This window comes from Pseudomonas sp. BF-RE-21 (assembly GCF_019947305.1).
Taxonomy (GTDB): domain Bacteria; phylum Pseudomonadota; class Gammaproteobacteria; order Pseudomonadales; family Pseudomonadaceae; genus Aquipseudomonas; species Aquipseudomonas migulae.
The window spans coordinates 88,632-105,066 of the sequence record NZ_JAGYGF010000004.1 but is presented as its reverse complement, the minus strand read 5'-3'; the positions used below and the strand labels follow the sequence as shown (position 1 = coordinate 105,066).

Below are 16,435 nucleotides of genomic sequence, written 5' to 3'. Positions count from 1 at the left end.
AATAGGGGACGAGTTATGGGGTATTTGAGTAAGACGTTACGCCCTCAAAAGTTCACGATCCATAGCCGCCATCAGAACCTCTTCGCGCTCTATGTATTGTTCCTTGCTGAGTTTCCCAGTTTTGAGGTCTTGAAGCAGGCGCTTTCTCCGTCGCTCGTATCGTTCATAGCAGTTGACAACATCGACGTTATGGATGACCTGTTCAAATTTGGATTTGATTCGGAAGGCTGCATCTACGTAGTCGAGCAGGCTTTCCAGAGTTGCGTGTCCGGTCCTGGACATAGCATGCTCTGCCAACATCTTGTTGGTCATCAGTGTTTGTCTGAATGAGTCCGGACTGAGAGCTTTCGTCTCAGCGATGAGATCGGCGACGACATTGGTGCAGTAAGCATGTCTGAACAGATGCGCACAGGCTTGCTCTTCGATTCCTGCCGCACGTCGGATCAATGAAAACTCTGTCGTGAAGGTATCGGTCTTGAGCGCTCGTCCGCCTCGCTCGGTGACAAATAGAAAACCATGGTCAGGAAAGCCTTTGAATCGCTTCATGATGTCACGCCTATCACCCCGGATGTGACGTAAAAGGTCATCAATTAAGGGAGGGCTTAGCCTTAGTTCACGCGTCAATCCAATTCCTCCTCGCTTTAGTGTAGTGACGAGGATTTTTGGTTTCTTCAATGTGCTGACAGCTAATATTTGGGCAACAGTGATAGGCTGGATCTCTCCCCGTCGAGCACCCAATTCCTCAAACAAGGAAATCATCAGGTGCCGACGATTACATAAAAACTCTGACCTCGACATCTCATCAATCGCCTCGCGTAACTTTGCGATGGTTGCGTCGGCAATAGGCCTACGAGTTTTTTTTGCGCTAGCCGTCCTGAAGGACCTGTGGTGAACGCTTGAATGTTTGAATGCCTTGCCATTCCGGTAGGTGATAGAATCGACCATTACGATTGAGATTGTTCCGCCGACGCCAACAAAATTATGGATTTGATTCATTTCCCCAACATGTGCCAAGAAGTTCAAACATCGTTTGCCTATGTTGATAATAGTACGTTCATTTCTTTTTAGCTGCTGAGGGTTGTTTGGTTTGGTTTCAACTCGTAGCCCATCAATGAACTCGCAAAAATCGTCGTCCGAAAGTGATATAAAGTTTAGTTTGTTATAGTAGCAGAATCTGATTAGATGGCTTACCTTGCCTGCATAGTCTCCAAAGGTGCCACATTTGCTACCCACTCTTGATGGACCATTCCCGCCGCGTCCGGATTGCATACGCACTTTTATCATGTAGGCATTCGCCTGAAGGCAGGGAGATCCATCAGGCCATGTTATAAATGGCATGTTATTGCCATCAAGCGTCTGGAGCTTACCTTGGCTCAAATAATCATAGAGTTTTAAGCTTGGGATAGGTGTAAAAAGCTGAGGTGATTTTGGATAGTCAACGATTCGCTTTTTCATTCGATACCAGCTCTAAATGTTTTTTCATAGACAGAACGGTTACGTCATCGAACGGGGCAGGGTTTAACCCTAATATTTTGATGATCCGATTGATTGCATCTTTGATTCTCTTTTGCCTCAGTCCTGTACTGGGGGTGTCAGAAATTGTGATAAGGTCTCTGCGACAAATTTCTAGTGCCTGTACCAGTACCATGTTCACTGCGTGTAGGGTTGCAATGGAACACCTAAGCTCCCCAACTTGATCCTCAAGCGCTGATCGGGTTCTCTTTTTTGGGGCGGCGATTTCTTCGGCAAAGCTCTTAATGGCACTTAGGGCATGCATCCGGAGCTTGTCTAAGTGATGAAAGTCTCTATCGAGTCCATTCTCAGCAAGCCTTTGCTTCAAGGTGTTGAGGCTTATAGGGCGTATTGTGAGCTGTTCATAACCTATAGTGAACTCGATATTTAGTGAGCAAAGGCTTCCCTGGTTCTTCAAGGCGTTCAGGATTTCCTCCGCATCGACGTAGTTGCCCGGAGAGCTTCCCACCTCTATAAGTAATCTAAAGATGTTTTCAATGGATTGATCAATCAGTTCCCGCTTGGACAAAGTGCTCATCTTTATTCTCAGCTGACAATGAATAGAACTTTCATGGACTTGCCGTTCTCGTCGTTAAAAAATTTCGGCTCAATCCGGATTTTCCCTTCTTCCAGCATTCCCATGAGGTAGTCCTCGATCCGGTTTTCGTCCACCATTGAAAAACTGGTGGTACCGAACTCGCCAAACAGCAATTCCTGGAAGTTCTGATAGTTCTCAAGACGCTTGTGTATGGCAAGGTCCGTGAGGTAACGGGCGCCTGCCATGCGGATGTCCTTAGGCTCCAGGCACTCTGAGAGGTAACGCCAGACGTGTTCCACGTCACTTTGGCCGAGCATCCAGCGCAGGGTATCCAACTCTCCGAAGCTGTTTGTATAAAAAAACATGATTGCGAAGAAACGCCGGAGTTGGTGCTGGCGCACGTAGTAGCGCTCTCCGGCGGCAGTAACATCGCTCTCGAAATAGTCGCAGACAAAGTTCAGGTGGCGGTTGTATGAATGGAGTGAGCAGTCGAGCAGTCCATTGTGTCCATGGGGCGAAGGTGTCGCGAAAAGGTCGGTTATACCATCGATAACACCCAGACGCTTGAGTAGCTTCTGGAATCGACGCAGCTCTTCGATCATTTCGACGGCAATTGCATCGATTGGTCGTGACTCACGCTGTCTAAGCCCTAAGGCTCTCCGAGTTGATTTGGCGCGGCTGAACACTAGCCATGATTTGGTTTTGTCCAAACACTTTTCAGTTTTCAAAGTAACCAATTCGTCTACGCGTCGGGCCATCAGTATTCCAACGACCAGTTGGACACAGCCCAAGTAAACGTGTACGAGCTCAAGTAACCCATGGTTGGCCCTCAAGCGTTGGTAGTATTCTTTCCGAGTGCCTTTACGAGGAGTTTTAATTTTGTTTTTACTCAGACTCGAAAGCCCTAATTTTTTGACGCCGAATCTGGCAAGCTCTGGGCCAATAATTTTCAAAAAAATCGCATCGGGCAACCGGCACATTTTGATGTCATGGTCATGGCAATGTACTGCTACCTTGATGAAGCCATTTAGAATTTTCCTACCATGCTCAACATGGAAAGCCAGACTGCTTCTGAATAACTTCAAAAGATTATTTGAAGGAACGCTCCTGAATCGAGAGGATTCGGTGACCTCCGGAGTATACTCTTTTATGGTGTCAGTATCTGCGGGGGAGGGAAGACCTAGTGTCGCAAGTGTGCCGCTGTTTACGAGTGTGTATCGGTAGTAATAGTACAAAGTATCCTGGAGTGTCTCCGAATCGCCGGTGGTGACTTTGACTCCCGGAAATTCCCGTTTATAGGGAGCCTCGGATGGATAGAAGCTCAGCGCCTCCAATATGGATTTTGGTGTTTGTCGCCCGCGTAAGGTATCTGGATAGAGATGTTCAGAAAGTCTCTTTGTGTTGACTTTGAATCCTTGATTGCGACTCCCGTAATACATGCCAGCCTTCATGAGTGCGGCGCGGATTTTTGCAATATCTGCAGCCGCGATATCAAGTTTTAGATCCTCATATTGATCGTCACTGATTAACTCTATAGATGGATGCTCGGAAAAAATCCGCTGTACTTCTATTTCTGTAATACAGCTCAACTGGCCACTGCAATATGCCGATACACGCTTGTGCCATGCATAAATGGAATCTTCCGACAACGAAGATGAGGCGAGATTGTTGAGTATTCCTTTCAGATCATCTACATCCATGGCCGCTAGGCCAAATTGAAGGAGCTGAAGACTGGCAGAATTTATCAAAAGGTAGTCAATGAGCCGCAAAGTCGATGCTAGACGCATGTTTTGGGAAACAGGAGCTAAAGTGGTGAATTCTTCGTTAACGCCGTTCGTACCAATGATTAGCAGATGTTTCAATGACCGAAGTAAAATCTCATTTTCACCGTCGGTCAAGAGGCTTCCATTCCAAAGACGTACGCCCCAATCTAGCTCGTTTGCATTTTTTTGATTGGTCTGAGTTTTCCAGACGTTTTCTTGGAAGTCGCTGAGTAGCCAAGGAGCTGACGTATGTGCCGATTCATTGAATGGTCCGAAATCGTCAAGAAACTCATATCCAGTGCGTAGAAACATAGATCAATGGTTCCATTTTTTTAGCGTCCACCAGCTTCACCGCAGCATCCAGGTGTTTTTTCAGTAGCCGGTTATAGCCATTGTTGATTTCGGATATAATTTTGTCTGCAAACGACGACCAGTACTCGGCTTTTCCGCATACACGATCGCGATTAGGTGAAGCCTTCACAGCTGCTTCAAGCGAGAGCAAAGAAGCAAGAAAGGGTACTCCGATAGACAACACGGCCTCACTGCCATTCACTGATTCGCGGCTCTCTGAACGCTCAGGATCAGCTGCTTCGGCCGGGATCTCTTTGATGCGATGATTCTCCAAGAAGATGTCCAATTCTTCCATATTTGTGAATCGGGTTACTCTCAGCAGATGCGGGCTGTCTTTCATTGCTTCACAGACCATCGCCTTTTGGAAGATGCGGATCCAGCGTGCTTTTATGAAAGCCATGATTGAATCTGGGAGATAGTGACTCAGCAAATCAGGATAGTAATGTTCATGGCCAAGAGCTCTGGACATTGCTTCTGAGCTTTTGGTCTGGATGAAAATTTCCACGGCTCTAGAGTCGCGAATACGCGTCAGGCGGATACGTTTGATGAATTCAACCAGCTCACCTTCCGATAGGTCGCTATGGGGGGAGAACTGAGCGATCAGTTCGCCACGCAGGCCTGAATGATTTGTAAACACATCCTCATTCCAAATAGTGACTCTTGCCAGCTTGAAAGGAGCGACTGCTTTATGAGATGTCAAGAAAAGATACCGGTAATTGTCACAGTCTTGGGCGCGTAGTTTGCTCCTGCCAAGACTAGTGATGTCAATGATGTCTTGAACGATTTTAAACGATATATCGTTTAGCTCAATAATCTGCTCTCTGGTATCAGACTGTTTCCGGTCTTTGAAACCAATAAGCAAACGTTTCTCTATATCGAAGCCAGACATATGGTCGTTCTGATTGTAAAGTTCAAACCTTTTAAGAAACCCAGTGGTAATGGCAGGGTGTTCTAGTACTAGCAAGCACTGAAGCGGGAATAGGCTGCCAGCGACAGGGAATCCATAGATTTTCGCAAGTTTGGGGGCTTTGCAAGGTTCACCAGTAAGATGCCTATAGACTTTACAGAGAAAGCCCACAGGCACTTTGGAGTCAGCCGACTCTAGCGTCGCGCAGACGTCGGCCAAGCTGTATCGCTTACAGAAATTTCGGCCTTGATATTCAATTATCGGAGTGCCTTGAGCAGCCAGCGCAACGCGATGGTCGTGACGCTTTTTCAGATCTTCGGCTTGATAGGTGGCCCATTTTCGAACCGTGGATAGGTCATTCTTTATGTGAAAAAAAAGTAGATCAATTGCCTGTGAGTCAGTGACGTGCAAGGGAACGGTAGTCAGCAGTTTTTCCTGAACAAGAATGCCATCGTCGCGCTCATATATCTTGGTTTCCGACCCGTGTTTCGTCGAAGGAGGTGGCCTCTTGATTGGGGACGTCAATTTTGCCCAGATTTCACCGTTGCACAGGCACTCCTCAACCGCGTTCAGAAATCTGTTCCAGTTCTTGATCTGTGATTGAGCGTCGCTCTCCGACTCCTTTGAATAGGTGAAATGAGAGATGGTGAAAGCAAGCATGAATTGTTTCACGCCGACCTCTGTAGAAAATGTGCTCTTCGGCCAAGTGCTGTTGTTTGCTCCCAGGTAGTCAAACATATGGTTCCACTCGGTTCGAAACGCCCCGGCTCTATTGCGGTAATACCTCTCAAGTGAATCGAAGATATTTTCAACAAAGCCCCGTCCGTAAGGTGGCACGAGCTGTGCCAATCGAAGGTAGGTTCCGGGATGGTTTGGACGCAGAATCGACCACCCCTTCCAGTACCAACGCTGAAAGTCGCTAGCTGCCGCCATCCTTGCACATTCGGTTGCATCGGGGGTGAACATGGCGAAGTCCCATGCAATGGTATGGGACCCAGGGAGGTGAGTAAGGGCGACAGCGAATGCCTGAAAGAGGTGTCGGCAGCACATAACGGGATATTTGTCTGACAGCTCCACAAACTCTTGACCGGCCATTGCAGCGGTAAAGCCTCGTAAAATTTCCTCGATGACAGGGGTCGTAAGCGTGGCCATGTTGATCCGCTGACCAGTGATGTCGCAATAGGCTTCAAGAAGTTGCAAAGGAACGTGGATTAAGTAGCTCGAGAGGCTTTGGGCGAACTGATACTCAGCGGCGCCTTGGATGATTAGGGCGCCCACCTCTACATCAATCACTGTGAGGGGGTGGTAGCGGATAGAGTGGGTTATTTTGATAATTGTCATTTTTCCTCACGCTTTTCAGTTCGTCGAAACGCTTGGCATATGGCTAATTCAATGATAATGACAATAGTCGCTAAATAGTAAAACGAAAGAGCTGGGTTTCGAGCTGAACCTGGATTTCAAAGAAGATTTGGCTGATGAAGCCATTGATGCTTTCCTCGACGCGTTCCTGAAAGAAGCCATGGAAGCCAACGGTCTGGGCTATGTTGGCGGCGACGACTTCGGTCTGGTTTGCCTGCAGAAACGTGGCTCGGTGTCCGAAGAGCAGCGTGCAGCTGTTGAAGCCTGGCTCAAAGGCCGCAGCGAACTGACTGAAGTCACCGTCAGCCCGCTGATCGACGTCTGGTACCCGGAAAAGCCGATCAATCCGGTAGCTTGATGTCATAAAAGAAGCGGCGACCCAAGGGTCGCCGTTTTTTTATGCCTGTCAGAAACCACCGCCCGCTCCCCTGTGGGAGCGAGCCTGCTCGCGATGGACTTCAGAGCACTGCGGGGTATCAGATTCCCCGCGTAATCGTTAACGTCCATCGCGAGCAGGCTCGCTCCTACAGGGGACGGTGTGTATCAAGCAGCCTTACGCCAATTCAGAATCACCAGCGTCAACACCCCCGCGACAATCCCCCAGAACGCCGAACCCACGGAAAACAGCGTCAACCCCGACGCCGTGACCATAAAGGTGATCAGCGCCGCTTCGCGTTCCTTCACTTCGGCCATGGCAATGCTCAAGCCATTGATGATCGAGCCGAACAACGCCAGCGCCGCAATCGACAGCACCAGTTCTTTGGGCAGCGCGGCAAACAGCGCCGCCAGCGTCGCGCCGAACACCCCGGCAATCCCGTAGAAAACCCCGCACCACACGGCGGCCGTGTAACGCTTGTTGCTGTCTTCGTGGGCATGCGGCCCGGTGCAGATCGCTGCGCTGATGGCGGCCAGGTTGATCCCGTGGGAACCGAACGGCGCCAGCAGCAGCGAGGCGATGCCCGTCGTAGTAATCAGCGGCGAGGCCGGCACGGTGTAGCCGTCGGCGCGCAGCACCGCAATGCCTGGCATGTTCTGCGAGGTCATCGCCACCACGAACAATGGAATGCCGATGCTGATGGTCGCGGCCAGGGAGAAGTGCGGCGTGGTCCAGACCGGCGTCGCCACTTCCAGGTGAAACGCGCTGAAATCCAGCAGCCCCATGAACCCTGACAGCGCTGTACCGATCAGCAGCGCAGCGAGTACCGCGTAGCGCGGCGACAGGCGCTTGACCACTAGGTAGGTGAAAAACATCCCCAGTACCAGCGCGGTGCGATGTTGGGCCGCGACGAAGATTTCGCTGCCGATCTTGAACAGAATCCCGGCCAGCAACGCGGCGGCCAATGAGGCTGGAATCTTCTTCACCAGGCGTTCGAAGCTGCCGGTCAAGCCACAGATGGTGACCAGCACGGCGCAGGTCATGTAGGCACCAATGGCTTCGCCGTAGCTCACGCCGCCCAGGCTGGTGATCAGTAACGCCGCGCCGGGTGTCGACCACGCGATGGTGATCGGCGTGCGATAACGCAGGGACAGGCCAATCGAACACACCGCCATGCCAATGGAAATCGCCCAGATCCACGACGAAATCTGCCCGCTGCTCAGGCCTGCCGCTTGCCCGGCCTGGAACATCAACACCAGGGAGCTGGTGTAGCCGGTCATCATCGCGATGAACCCGGCGACGATGGCGGAAGGGGACGTGTCCGCCAATGGGCGGAGCTGCGTGTGCGTGGCGTCGTTCATGACAACGGTGTTCCTTAATACGTACGAAAATACCCAAAACCAACTCAAACCCCTTGTAGGAGCGCATTGGGCTGCGGATTCTGCGGATAAGCCTAAACTCAAACGTAAGCAATCGTTGCAATACAGCAAAGGCGACAAACAGCCGTACAGTCGTGTTGCCACCATCCATTGTGTACAATCGCGGTGTTTTTTACGCGATACTTGCCAGCGACCCACTGTGCCGTATTACAGTCACGGTCAATTCGCCGCAGTTCTCCCGACTCGAGTGCCCATGAACGAACAGTTGCAACCCCTCAAGAAACAACCGCGAGCAGGCAAAGCCGGCCGCAGCGGTACCCAGGACGATATTGTCTACGCGCATATCTTCGAGGCCATCCTCGAACAGCGCCTGGCGCCCGGCACCAAGTTGAGCGAAGAAGCGCTGGGGGAAATTTTCGGGGTCAGTCGCACCATCATTCGCCGCGCGCTGTCGCGCCTGGCCCATGAAGGCGTCGTGCTGTTGCGGCCGAATCGCGGCGCCGTGGTTGCCAGCCCGAGTGTCGAGGAAGCGCGCCAGGTGTTCCTCGCCCGCCGTCTGGTCGAGCGTGCGATCACTGAACTGGCCGTGCAGCACGCCACCGCCGAGCAAATCGCCGAGTTGCGGCAGATGGTCAACGACGAGCGCGACAGCTTTTCCCGTGGCGATCGCGGTGCCGGCATTCGTCTGTCGGGCGAATTCCACCTGAAACTGGCCGAAGCAGCGAAGAATGCACCGCTGATCAGCTTCCAGCGCAGCCTGGTGTCCCAGACTTCGTTGATCATCGCGCAATACGAAAGCGGCAACCGTTCGCACTGTTCCTACGACGAACACACCCAACTGATCGACGCGATCGAAGCGCGCAACGGTGAGCTGGCGGTGAACCTGATGATGCATCACATGGACCACATCGACAGCAAGCTCAACCTCGACGAAGAAAGCGCGTCGGATGATTTGCACGCGGTGTTCTCGCATTTGTTGCAGACCAAGAAGCCAGGGCGTTCGCCGGCGAAAATCTGATAGACCGCGTCGCTGCCTTCGCGGGCAAGCCTCGCTCCTACGGGGTTTACGCTGTACCTGTAGGAGCGAGGCTTGCCCGCGAAGGCGACCTCAAAGCCAATAAAAATCCCCCGCAACCATCGATTGCGGGGGATTTTTTTATGCCCGAAAAACCCTAGCGCTGATGCACCTGATTCCCCGCCGCATACGTCTGCAACACCGTCCGGTCATCCCCCAGCGTCATCAACACAAACAACGTCTCGGCAATGTTGTTCGCCTGCTTCAGGCGGTAGCTCAGCAACGGCGTGGCGTTGTAATCCAGCACCAGGAAGTCGGCGTCGGTGCCCGGTTGCAGTGTGCCGATCTTGTCTTCCAACCGCAGTGCTCGTGCGCCGCCCAGCGTCGCCAGGTACAACGATTTGAACGGGCTCAGTCGCGCCCCTTGCAACTGCATGACCTTGTACGCCTCGTTCAACGTTTGCAGCAGCGAGAAACTGGTGCCGCCGCCCACATCGGTGCCGATGCCGACATTGAGTTTGTGCTTCTCGGCCATCGGCAGGTTGAACAGGCCGCTGCCGAGGAAGAAGTTCGAAGTCGGGCAGAACGAGATGGCCGAGCCGGTTTCTGCCAATCGCGCGCATTCGTCATCGCACAGGTGCACACCGTGGGCGAAGACCGAGCGCTCGCCGAGCAACTGGTAGTGATCGTAGACGTCCAGGTAGCCTTTGCGCTCCGGGAACAGTTCCTTGACCCACTCGATTTCCTTGAGGTTTTCGCTGATGTGGGTCTGCATGTACAGGTCCGGATATTCACTCAGCAACTGACCGGCGAGGGTCAGTTGTTCCGGGGTGCTGGTCGGGGCGAAACGCGGCGTGACGGCGTAGTGCAAGCGACCCTTGCCGTGCCAGCGCTCGATCAACGCCTTGCTTTCGACATAGCTGGATTCGGCGGTGTCGGTCAGGTAGTCCGGCGCGTTGCGGTCCATCATCACCTTGCCGGCGATCATCCGCAGGTCCAGCTGTTCAGCCGCTTCGAAGAACGAGTTCACCGATTGCGGGTGCACGCTGCCGAATACCAGCGCAGTAGTGGTGCCGTTGCGCAGCAGTTCCTTGATGAAAATGTCCGCGACTTCGTCGGCGTGAGCCTTGTCGGCGAACTGGCTTTCACACGGGAAGGTGTAAGTGTTGAGCCAGTCCAGCAACTGCTCGCCGTAGGCGCCGACCATGCCGGTTTGCGGCAAATGGATGTGGGTGTCGATGAAACCGGGGGTGATCAGCGCGTCCTGATAATGAGTGATCTCGATATCGGCGGGCAGGGTTGGCAGCAATTCGCTGGCGTGACCGAGGGCGCTGATCTGGCCGTTATCGACCACCAGCAAACCGTCTTCGAAATACTCGTACGAGGCTTCGATACCCACTTCAGCGGGGTCGGCGATGCTGTGCAGGATGGCGGCGCGGTAGGCTTTGCGAGTCAGAGGCATGGGCGTTCTCAATTAGAGGCTTGGCTGCGGCGTGAAGCAGGCAGCAGTTTGGCAATCGACGATCCGGCGCTGGCGGTGTGCTGGCCGAAATTCGCGTTATAGGTGGCGATGATTTCGCCGGCGATGGAGATGGCGATTTCCACAGGCAATTTGCCTTTGACTTCGCCGATGCCCATCGGGCAGCGCATGCGTTGCAGCACGCTGCTGTCAAAACCACGGTCGCGCAGGCGATGTTCGAACTTCACCCGTTTGGTTTTCGAACCGATCAGGCCGAAGTAGGCGAAGTCGTTGCGCTTGAGGATCGCGGCGGTGAGTTCGAGGTCGAGCTGGTGGTTGTGGGTCATGACGATGCAGTAGCTGCCGGCGGGCAGGTCATCGATTTCATCCACCGGCTCTTCGGCGACGATTTTGCGCACGCCGTGGGGGATCTGTTCAGGGAATTCATCTTCCCGCGAATCGATCCAGCGCACCCGGCAGGGCAGGCTGGCGAGCAGCGGCACCAGTGCGCGACCGACATGGCCGGCGCCGAACACGGCGATCTGCGCCTGGACCTGGCCCATCGGTTCGAACAGCAGCACGGTCACGCCGCCGCAGCACTGGCCGAGGCTGGCGCCGAGGCTGAAGCGCTCCAGGTGCGTGTCCTGTTTGCCGCTGGCGAGCATTTCGCGGCCGATCTGCATGGCCTTGTATTCCAGATGCCCGCCACCGATGGTGTCGAAGGTCTGGCTGGCGCTGATGACCATTTTCGAACCGGCATTGCGCGGCGTCGAGCCGAGCTCTTCGATGATGGTCACCAACACGCAGGGTTCACCGCGGTTTTGCAGGTCGGCGAGGGCGTCGATCCAGTTGTACATGTTTCACCTCGACATCTGTGTTGTCTGTTCCGGCCTCTTCGCGGGCAAGCCTCGCTCCTACAGGTTTTGTGTCGTCCGCATAATCGCGATTCAACATCTGACCCGTAGGAGCGAGGCTTGCCCGCGAAGGGCGCGTCTCGGTTTCTAGAGCGAAGCCAACTCGGTTTCGGTTTCAACGGCCTTCGCCGCCTTCAACTGCCGCATCTGCTCACAGCCCCACAACACCCGCTCCGGCGTCGCCGGCGCATCGATTTTCGGTTGATGTTTGTAATCACCCAGACTCGCCACGGCGTCCTTGATCGCACACCACGACGCGATGCCGAGCATGAACGGCGGCTCACCCACAGCCTTGGAATGGAACACCGTGTCTTCCGGGTTCTTGCGGTTTTCCACCAGCTTCACCCGCAGGTCCAGCGGCATGTCGGCCACCGCCGGAATCTTGTAACTCGCCGGGCCGTTGGTCATCAGTTTGCCCTTGGCATTCCAGACCAGCTCTTCCATGGTCAGCCAGCCCATGCCCTGGATGAAACCGCCCTCGACCTGACCGATGTCGATGGCCGGGTTCAGCGAGGCGCCGACGTCGTGGAGGATGTCGGTGCGCAGCATTTTGTACTCGCCGGTCAGCGTATCGACGATCACTTCGCAGCACGCCGCGCCGAACGCGTAGTAGTAGAACGGCCGACCACGTGCCTGGCTGCGGTCGTAGAAGATTTTCGGGGTCTTGTAGAAGCCGGTGCTCGACAGCGAGACTTGAGCGAAATACGCCTGCTGGATCAGTGCTTCGAACGTCAGGATGTGATCGCGAACCCGTACGTGACCGTTGTGGAATTCCACGTCCTCTTCGCTGACCTTGTATTGCCGCGCAGCGAATTCCACCAGGCGTTTCTTGATGATTTCCGCCGCGTTTTGCGCAGCTTTGCCGTTCAAGTCAGCACCGCTGGACGCGGCGGTCGGCGAGGTGTTCGGCACCTTGTCGGTGTTGGTCGCGGTGATCTGCACGCGGTCCATTTCCACCTGGAACACTTCGGCCACGACCTGCGCGACTTTGGTGTTCAAGCCCTGGCCCATTTCCGTGCCACCGTGGTTCAGGTGGATGCTGCCGTCGGTGTAGACGTGCACTAGCGCACCGGCCTGGTTGAGGAAACTGGCGGTGAAGGAAATACCGAATTTTACCGGGGTCAGCGCCAGGCCTTTTTTCAGGATCGGGCTGTTGGCGTTGTAGCGGCGAATCGCTTCGCGGCGCTCGGCGTACTGGCTGCTTTCTTCCAGTTCGGCGGTCATTTCCTCGAGCATGTTGTGCTCGACGGTCTGGTAGTAATGGGTGACGTTGCGCTCGGTCTTGCCGTAGTAGTTGGCCTTGCGCACCGCCAGCGGGTCGAGGGCCAGATGCCGGGCAATCGCGTCCATAACTTCTTCGATGGCGACCATGCCTTGCGGGCCGCCGAAGCCACGGTAAGCGGTGTTCGACGCGGTGTTGGTCTTGCAGCGGTGACCGTTGATGGTTGCATCGCCGAGGTAGTACGAGTTGTCGGCGTGGAACATCGCACGGTCGACAATCGAGTTCGACAGGTCCGGCGAGCAGCCGCAGTTACCCGCCAGTTCCAGCTGGATGCCGTGCAGGCGCCCGCTGTCGTCAAAGCCCACGTCGTACTCGACATAGAACGGGTGACGCTTGCCGGTCATCAGCATGTCTTCGACACGCGGCAAGCGCATTTTGGTCGGTTGGCCGGTCAGGTGCGCAATCACCGCGCACAGGCAGGCCGGGCTCGCTGCCTGGGTTTCCTTACCACCAAAACCACCGCCCATGCGGCGCATGTCGACGACGATTTTGTTCATCGACACGTCCAGCACTTCCGCCACCAGTTTCTGTACTTCGGTGGGGTTTTGCGTGGAGCAGTAGACAATCATCCCGCCGTCTTCAGTGGGCATCACCGACGAGATCTGTGTTTCGAGGTAGAAGTGCTCCTGGCCGCCAATGTGCAGCGTGCCCTGGATACGATTTTTCGCTGTCGTCAACGCGCCCGCTGAATCACCGCGTTCATGGGTGTGACTGTCCAGCACGAAATGCTTTTTGCGAAAGGCCTCGACCACGTCCAGCACCGGTTCCAGGTCTTCGTATTCGATCACTGCGGCCATGGCGGCTTTGCGTGCGGTCTCCAAGTCACGAGCGGCAACGGCCAGTACCACCTGACCGACGAACTGCACGGTGTCGATGGCCAGCAACGGATCACCGGGCATCAGCGGGCCGATGTCTTTCAGCCCCGGCACGTCTTCGTGGGTGATGGCGATGCGCACGCCTTCGAAGGCGTAGCAAGGCTTGGTGTCGATGCTGATGATTTTCGCGTGGGCGCGGTCCGACAGCCGTGCGTAAACGTGCAGCTGGTTCGGAAATTCCAGGCGGTCGTCGATGTACTGCGCCTCACCGGACACATGCTTGGCAGCGCTGTCGTGCTTGACGCTGCGGCCGACGCCGGTGGTCAGGTCCTTGGCGAACAGTTCAGCCAGTTCGGCTTGGGTCTTCTCTACAGCGTGATGATTAGACATAAGCGGTCACCCGAGTCTCGATGTGCGGCGTTTGCAGTTCAATGAAGTATTTGCGCAGCAGGTTTTGCGCGCTGAGAAGGCGATATTCCTTGCTGGCGCGGAAGTCCGAGAGCGGCGTGAAATCTTCGGCCAGTGCGGCGCAGGCGCGTTCGACGGTGGCGTTGTTGAACGGTGAACCGAGTAACACGGCTTCGCAGTTGGCGGCGCGTTTGGGGATGGCAGCCATGCCACCGAAGGCAACGCGTGCGTCGGCGATCACACCGTTTTCCAAACGGATGTTGAAGGCGGCGCAAACGGCGGAAATGTCATCGTCCAGACGCTTGGAAACCTTGTACGCACGGAACAGTTGTTCGGCGCTGGCACGCGGCACGATGATCTTCTCGATGAACTCGCTTTCCTGACGCGCCGTGACGCGGTAATCGATGAAGTAATCTTCCAGAGCCAGGGTGCGGCGGGTTTCGCCCTTGCACAGCACAATCTGCGCGCCCAAGGCGATCAGCAGCGGTGGAGAGTCACCGATCGGCGAGGCGTTGCCAATGTTGCCGCCGAGGGTGCCCTGGTTGCGGATCTGCAATGAAGCGAAGCGATGCAGCAATTCGCCGAAGTCCGGGTACTCGGCGTTCAAGGCTTCATAGCAATCGGAGAGGGCGGTGGCGGCGCCGATTTCCAGGCGATCGTCAAAGCGTTCGATGCGCTTCATTTCGGCGACGTTGCCGACGTAAATCATCACCGGCAGCGTGCGGTGGAACTGCGTGACTTCCAGCGCCAGGTCCGTACCGCCGGCCAGCAGCCGGGCCTGTGGATAAGCGTCGTAGAGGTCGGCCAGGTCGGCGACGGTCAGCGGCACCAGGCAGCGCTTGTCGCCGCTGTTGAGTTCGCCGATATCGGTCGGCGCGATGGCCTTCAGACGAGCAATGGTCTCGGCTTCGCGAGCGTCGAATTGATCGGGTTGCTTGCCGCAGCAGGATTGCTCGGCGGCTTGCAGAATCGGCCGATAGCCGGTGCAACGGCAGAGGTTGCCGGCCAGTGCTTCGTGCGCTTTATGCGAGTCCGGTTGTTCGCTGTTCTTTTGCAGTGCGAACAGCGACATCACGAAACCGGGGGTGCAGAAGCCGCATTGCGAGCCGTGGCATTCGACCATGGCTTTCTGCACGCTGTGCAGTTCGCCTTGGTGCTTGAGGTCTTCGACGCTGATCAGTTGCTTGCCATGTAGCGACGAAACGAACGTCAGGCACGAGTTGAGGCTGCGATAGCGAATGTGTTCGCGGCCATCGTCATCCGATTGCAACTCGCCGACCACCACGGTGCAGGCGCCGCAGTCACCGCTGGCGCAGCCTTCTTTGGTGCCGGGTTTGCCCACATGGTCGCGCAGATAATTGAGCACGGTCAGGTTTGGGTCCAGGGCGTGCTCGCTACGGAGTTCCTGGTTAAGTAAAAACTGGATCACGGAAGGCCTCGCAGACTCATTATTGTTGTTAACCGACTTGGACCGAATTTATCAGGTCTGACTTTGCGGTCAATGATTTTCTGACTTAAAGGTCAGGAAATAGCATTTTGTCGATCAACGACTCGTTCCTTCATTATTGACCCTTGCGGGTTAGCCTGCTTTTTGCGGGATTCGTGCCAAAAACCGCCGAGTGGGCACTCCGCCATGACCCCTCATGTGCGCTACACTGCGCCGCTTGTACAGATCGAAGAATTTGAAGGACACCCATGACGTTCAAGGCGCCGGACAGCCTCGCCGAGCAAATTGCTCACCACCTCGCCGAACGCATCATTCGTGGCGAAATGAAGCCCGGGGAGCGCATCCAGGAACAGAAGGTCACGCTGGCCCTCAATGTCAGCCGCGGCTCGGTCCGCGAAGCCTTGCTGATCCTTGAGCGTCGCCACCTGATCGCGATCCTGCCGCGACGCGGCGCCCATGTGACCGAACTCACCGTGCACAAGGTGCAGAGCCTGTGCACGCTGATGGGCGAGATGTACATCCTGCTCGCCAATGCCGTGGCCACTGGCTGGCAAGTCCAGGCCGACCTGGCGCCGTTCGTGCAGATCCAGCAGCGCCTGACCGCGAGCTACGAGCGCCAGGACATCCATGCCTTCGTCGACGACAGTTTCAATGTGATGCGCGCCACGTACGGGTTTGCCAACAACCCGTACTTGCAGGAAACCGTCGAGAATCTGCAACCGGCCATGAGCCGTGCGTATTTCCTCGCCCTGGAGCAGCGCAAGGCCTCGATGAGCGAGTACCTGGAACTGTTCGAACGCTTGCTCGCGGCCGTGATCGCCCGTGACCATGCACTGATTCGCACCGTGCTGACCGCGTATTGCCAGCGCAGTTGCGATCTGGTGATTTCTGCCCTGACGGACGCTTAAGC

12 protein-coding genes are annotated in these 16,435 nt (G+C 55.2%); 3 read left to right on the top strand and 9 right to left on the bottom strand.

The genetic code is table 11. The features are described from left to right. Positions 1–36 precede the first annotated feature (36 nt). From KGB25_RS04860 to KGB25_RS04845, 4 genes are read right to left on the bottom strand one after another with little or no spacing between them, the layout of a single operon-like run. Entirely contained in the window at positions 37–1,455 is a 1,419-nt protein-coding gene (locus KGB25_RS04860; protein ID WP_223434385.1) for a site-specific integrase, read from the bottom strand. After that, positions 1,436–2,050 (bottom strand): hypothetical protein, encoded by a 615-nt coding sequence (locus KGB25_RS04855; RefSeq protein ID WP_223434384.1) that lies wholly within the window; start codon positions 2,048–2,050, stop codon positions 1,436–1,438. The genes KGB25_RS04860 and KGB25_RS04855 overlap by 20 nt, the downstream gene beginning before the upstream one ends. 8 nt (positions 2,051–2,058) lie before the next feature. Then, complete coding sequence (locus tag KGB25_RS04850) at positions 2,059–4,125, bottom strand: integrase (RefSeq protein WP_223434383.1); 2,067 nt, start codon at positions 4,123–4,125, stop codon at positions 2,059–2,061. Next, entirely contained in the window at positions 4,103–6,412 is a 2,310-nt protein-coding gene (locus KGB25_RS04845; RefSeq protein ID WP_223434382.1) for a hypothetical protein, read from the bottom strand. The genes KGB25_RS04850 and KGB25_RS04845 overlap by 23 nt, the downstream gene beginning before the upstream one ends. Positions 6,413–6,503: 91 nt before the next feature. On the opposite strand from KGB25_RS04845, the gene KGB25_RS04840 reads away from it, so the two are divergent. Then, the gene (locus KGB25_RS04840; RefSeq protein WP_223434529.1) at positions 6,504–6,788 is read left to right on the top strand and encodes a 50S ribosome-binding protein YggL; all 285 of its coding nucleotides are present in this window, start codon (positions 6,504–6,506) and stop codon (positions 6,786–6,788) included. 185 nt (positions 6,789–6,973) lie between these two features. On the opposite strand, the gene KGB25_RS04835 is transcribed toward KGB25_RS04840, so the two are convergent. Continuing rightward, the gene (locus tag KGB25_RS04835) at positions 6,974–8,167 is read right to left on the bottom strand and encodes a benzoate/H(+) symporter BenE family transporter (protein ID WP_223434381.1); all 1,194 of its coding nucleotides are present in this window, start codon (positions 8,165–8,167) and stop codon (positions 6,974–6,976) included. A 271-nt stretch (positions 8,168–8,438) separates the two neighbouring features. On the opposite strand from KGB25_RS04835, the gene KGB25_RS04830 reads away from it, so the two are divergent. Next, positions 8,439–9,203, top strand: coding sequence for a GntR family transcriptional regulator (locus KGB25_RS04830; protein ID WP_008027375.1), 765 nt, complete (start codon positions 8,439–8,441; stop codon positions 9,201–9,203). Positions 9,204–9,357: 154 nt separating this feature from the next. On the opposite strand, the gene guaD is transcribed toward KGB25_RS04830, so the two are convergent. From guaD to xdhA, 4 genes are all read right to left on the bottom strand, one after another. Next, a complete protein-coding gene (gene guaD, locus KGB25_RS04825; RefSeq protein ID WP_192226240.1) occupies positions 9,358–10,662 on the bottom strand; it encodes a guanine deaminase in 1,305 nt (434 codons plus the stop codon). An 8-nt stretch (positions 10,663–10,670) separates the two neighbouring features. Further along, positions 10,671–11,516 carry a xanthine dehydrogenase accessory protein XdhC gene (gene xdhC, locus KGB25_RS04820; RefSeq protein ID WP_008027370.1) on the bottom strand — a complete coding sequence of 282 codons (846 nt, stop codon included), beginning with the start codon at positions 11,514–11,516 and terminating at the stop codon, positions 10,671–10,673. Positions 11,517–11,660: 144 nt separating this feature from the next. After that, on the bottom strand, positions 11,661–14,060 hold the full coding sequence (gene xdhB, locus KGB25_RS04815) for a xanthine dehydrogenase molybdopterin binding subunit (RefSeq protein WP_192416913.1): 2,400 nt from the start codon (positions 14,058–14,060) through the stop codon (positions 11,661–11,663). Next, positions 14,053–15,507 (bottom strand): xanthine dehydrogenase small subunit, encoded by a 1,455-nt coding sequence (xdhA, locus tag KGB25_RS04810; RefSeq protein WP_008027365.1) that lies wholly within the window; start codon positions 15,505–15,507, stop codon positions 14,053–14,055. Before xdhA ends, xdhB begins: the two co-directional genes overlap by 8 nt. A 266-nt stretch (positions 15,508–15,773) precedes the next feature. Between xdhA and KGB25_RS04805 the strand changes: the two genes are divergently transcribed. Beyond that, positions 15,774–16,433, top strand: a complete 660-nt coding sequence (locus KGB25_RS04805; RefSeq protein ID WP_192226244.1) for a GntR family transcriptional regulator — start codon at positions 15,774–15,776, stop codon at positions 16,431–16,433. Positions 16,434–16,435 lie beyond the last annotated feature (2 nt).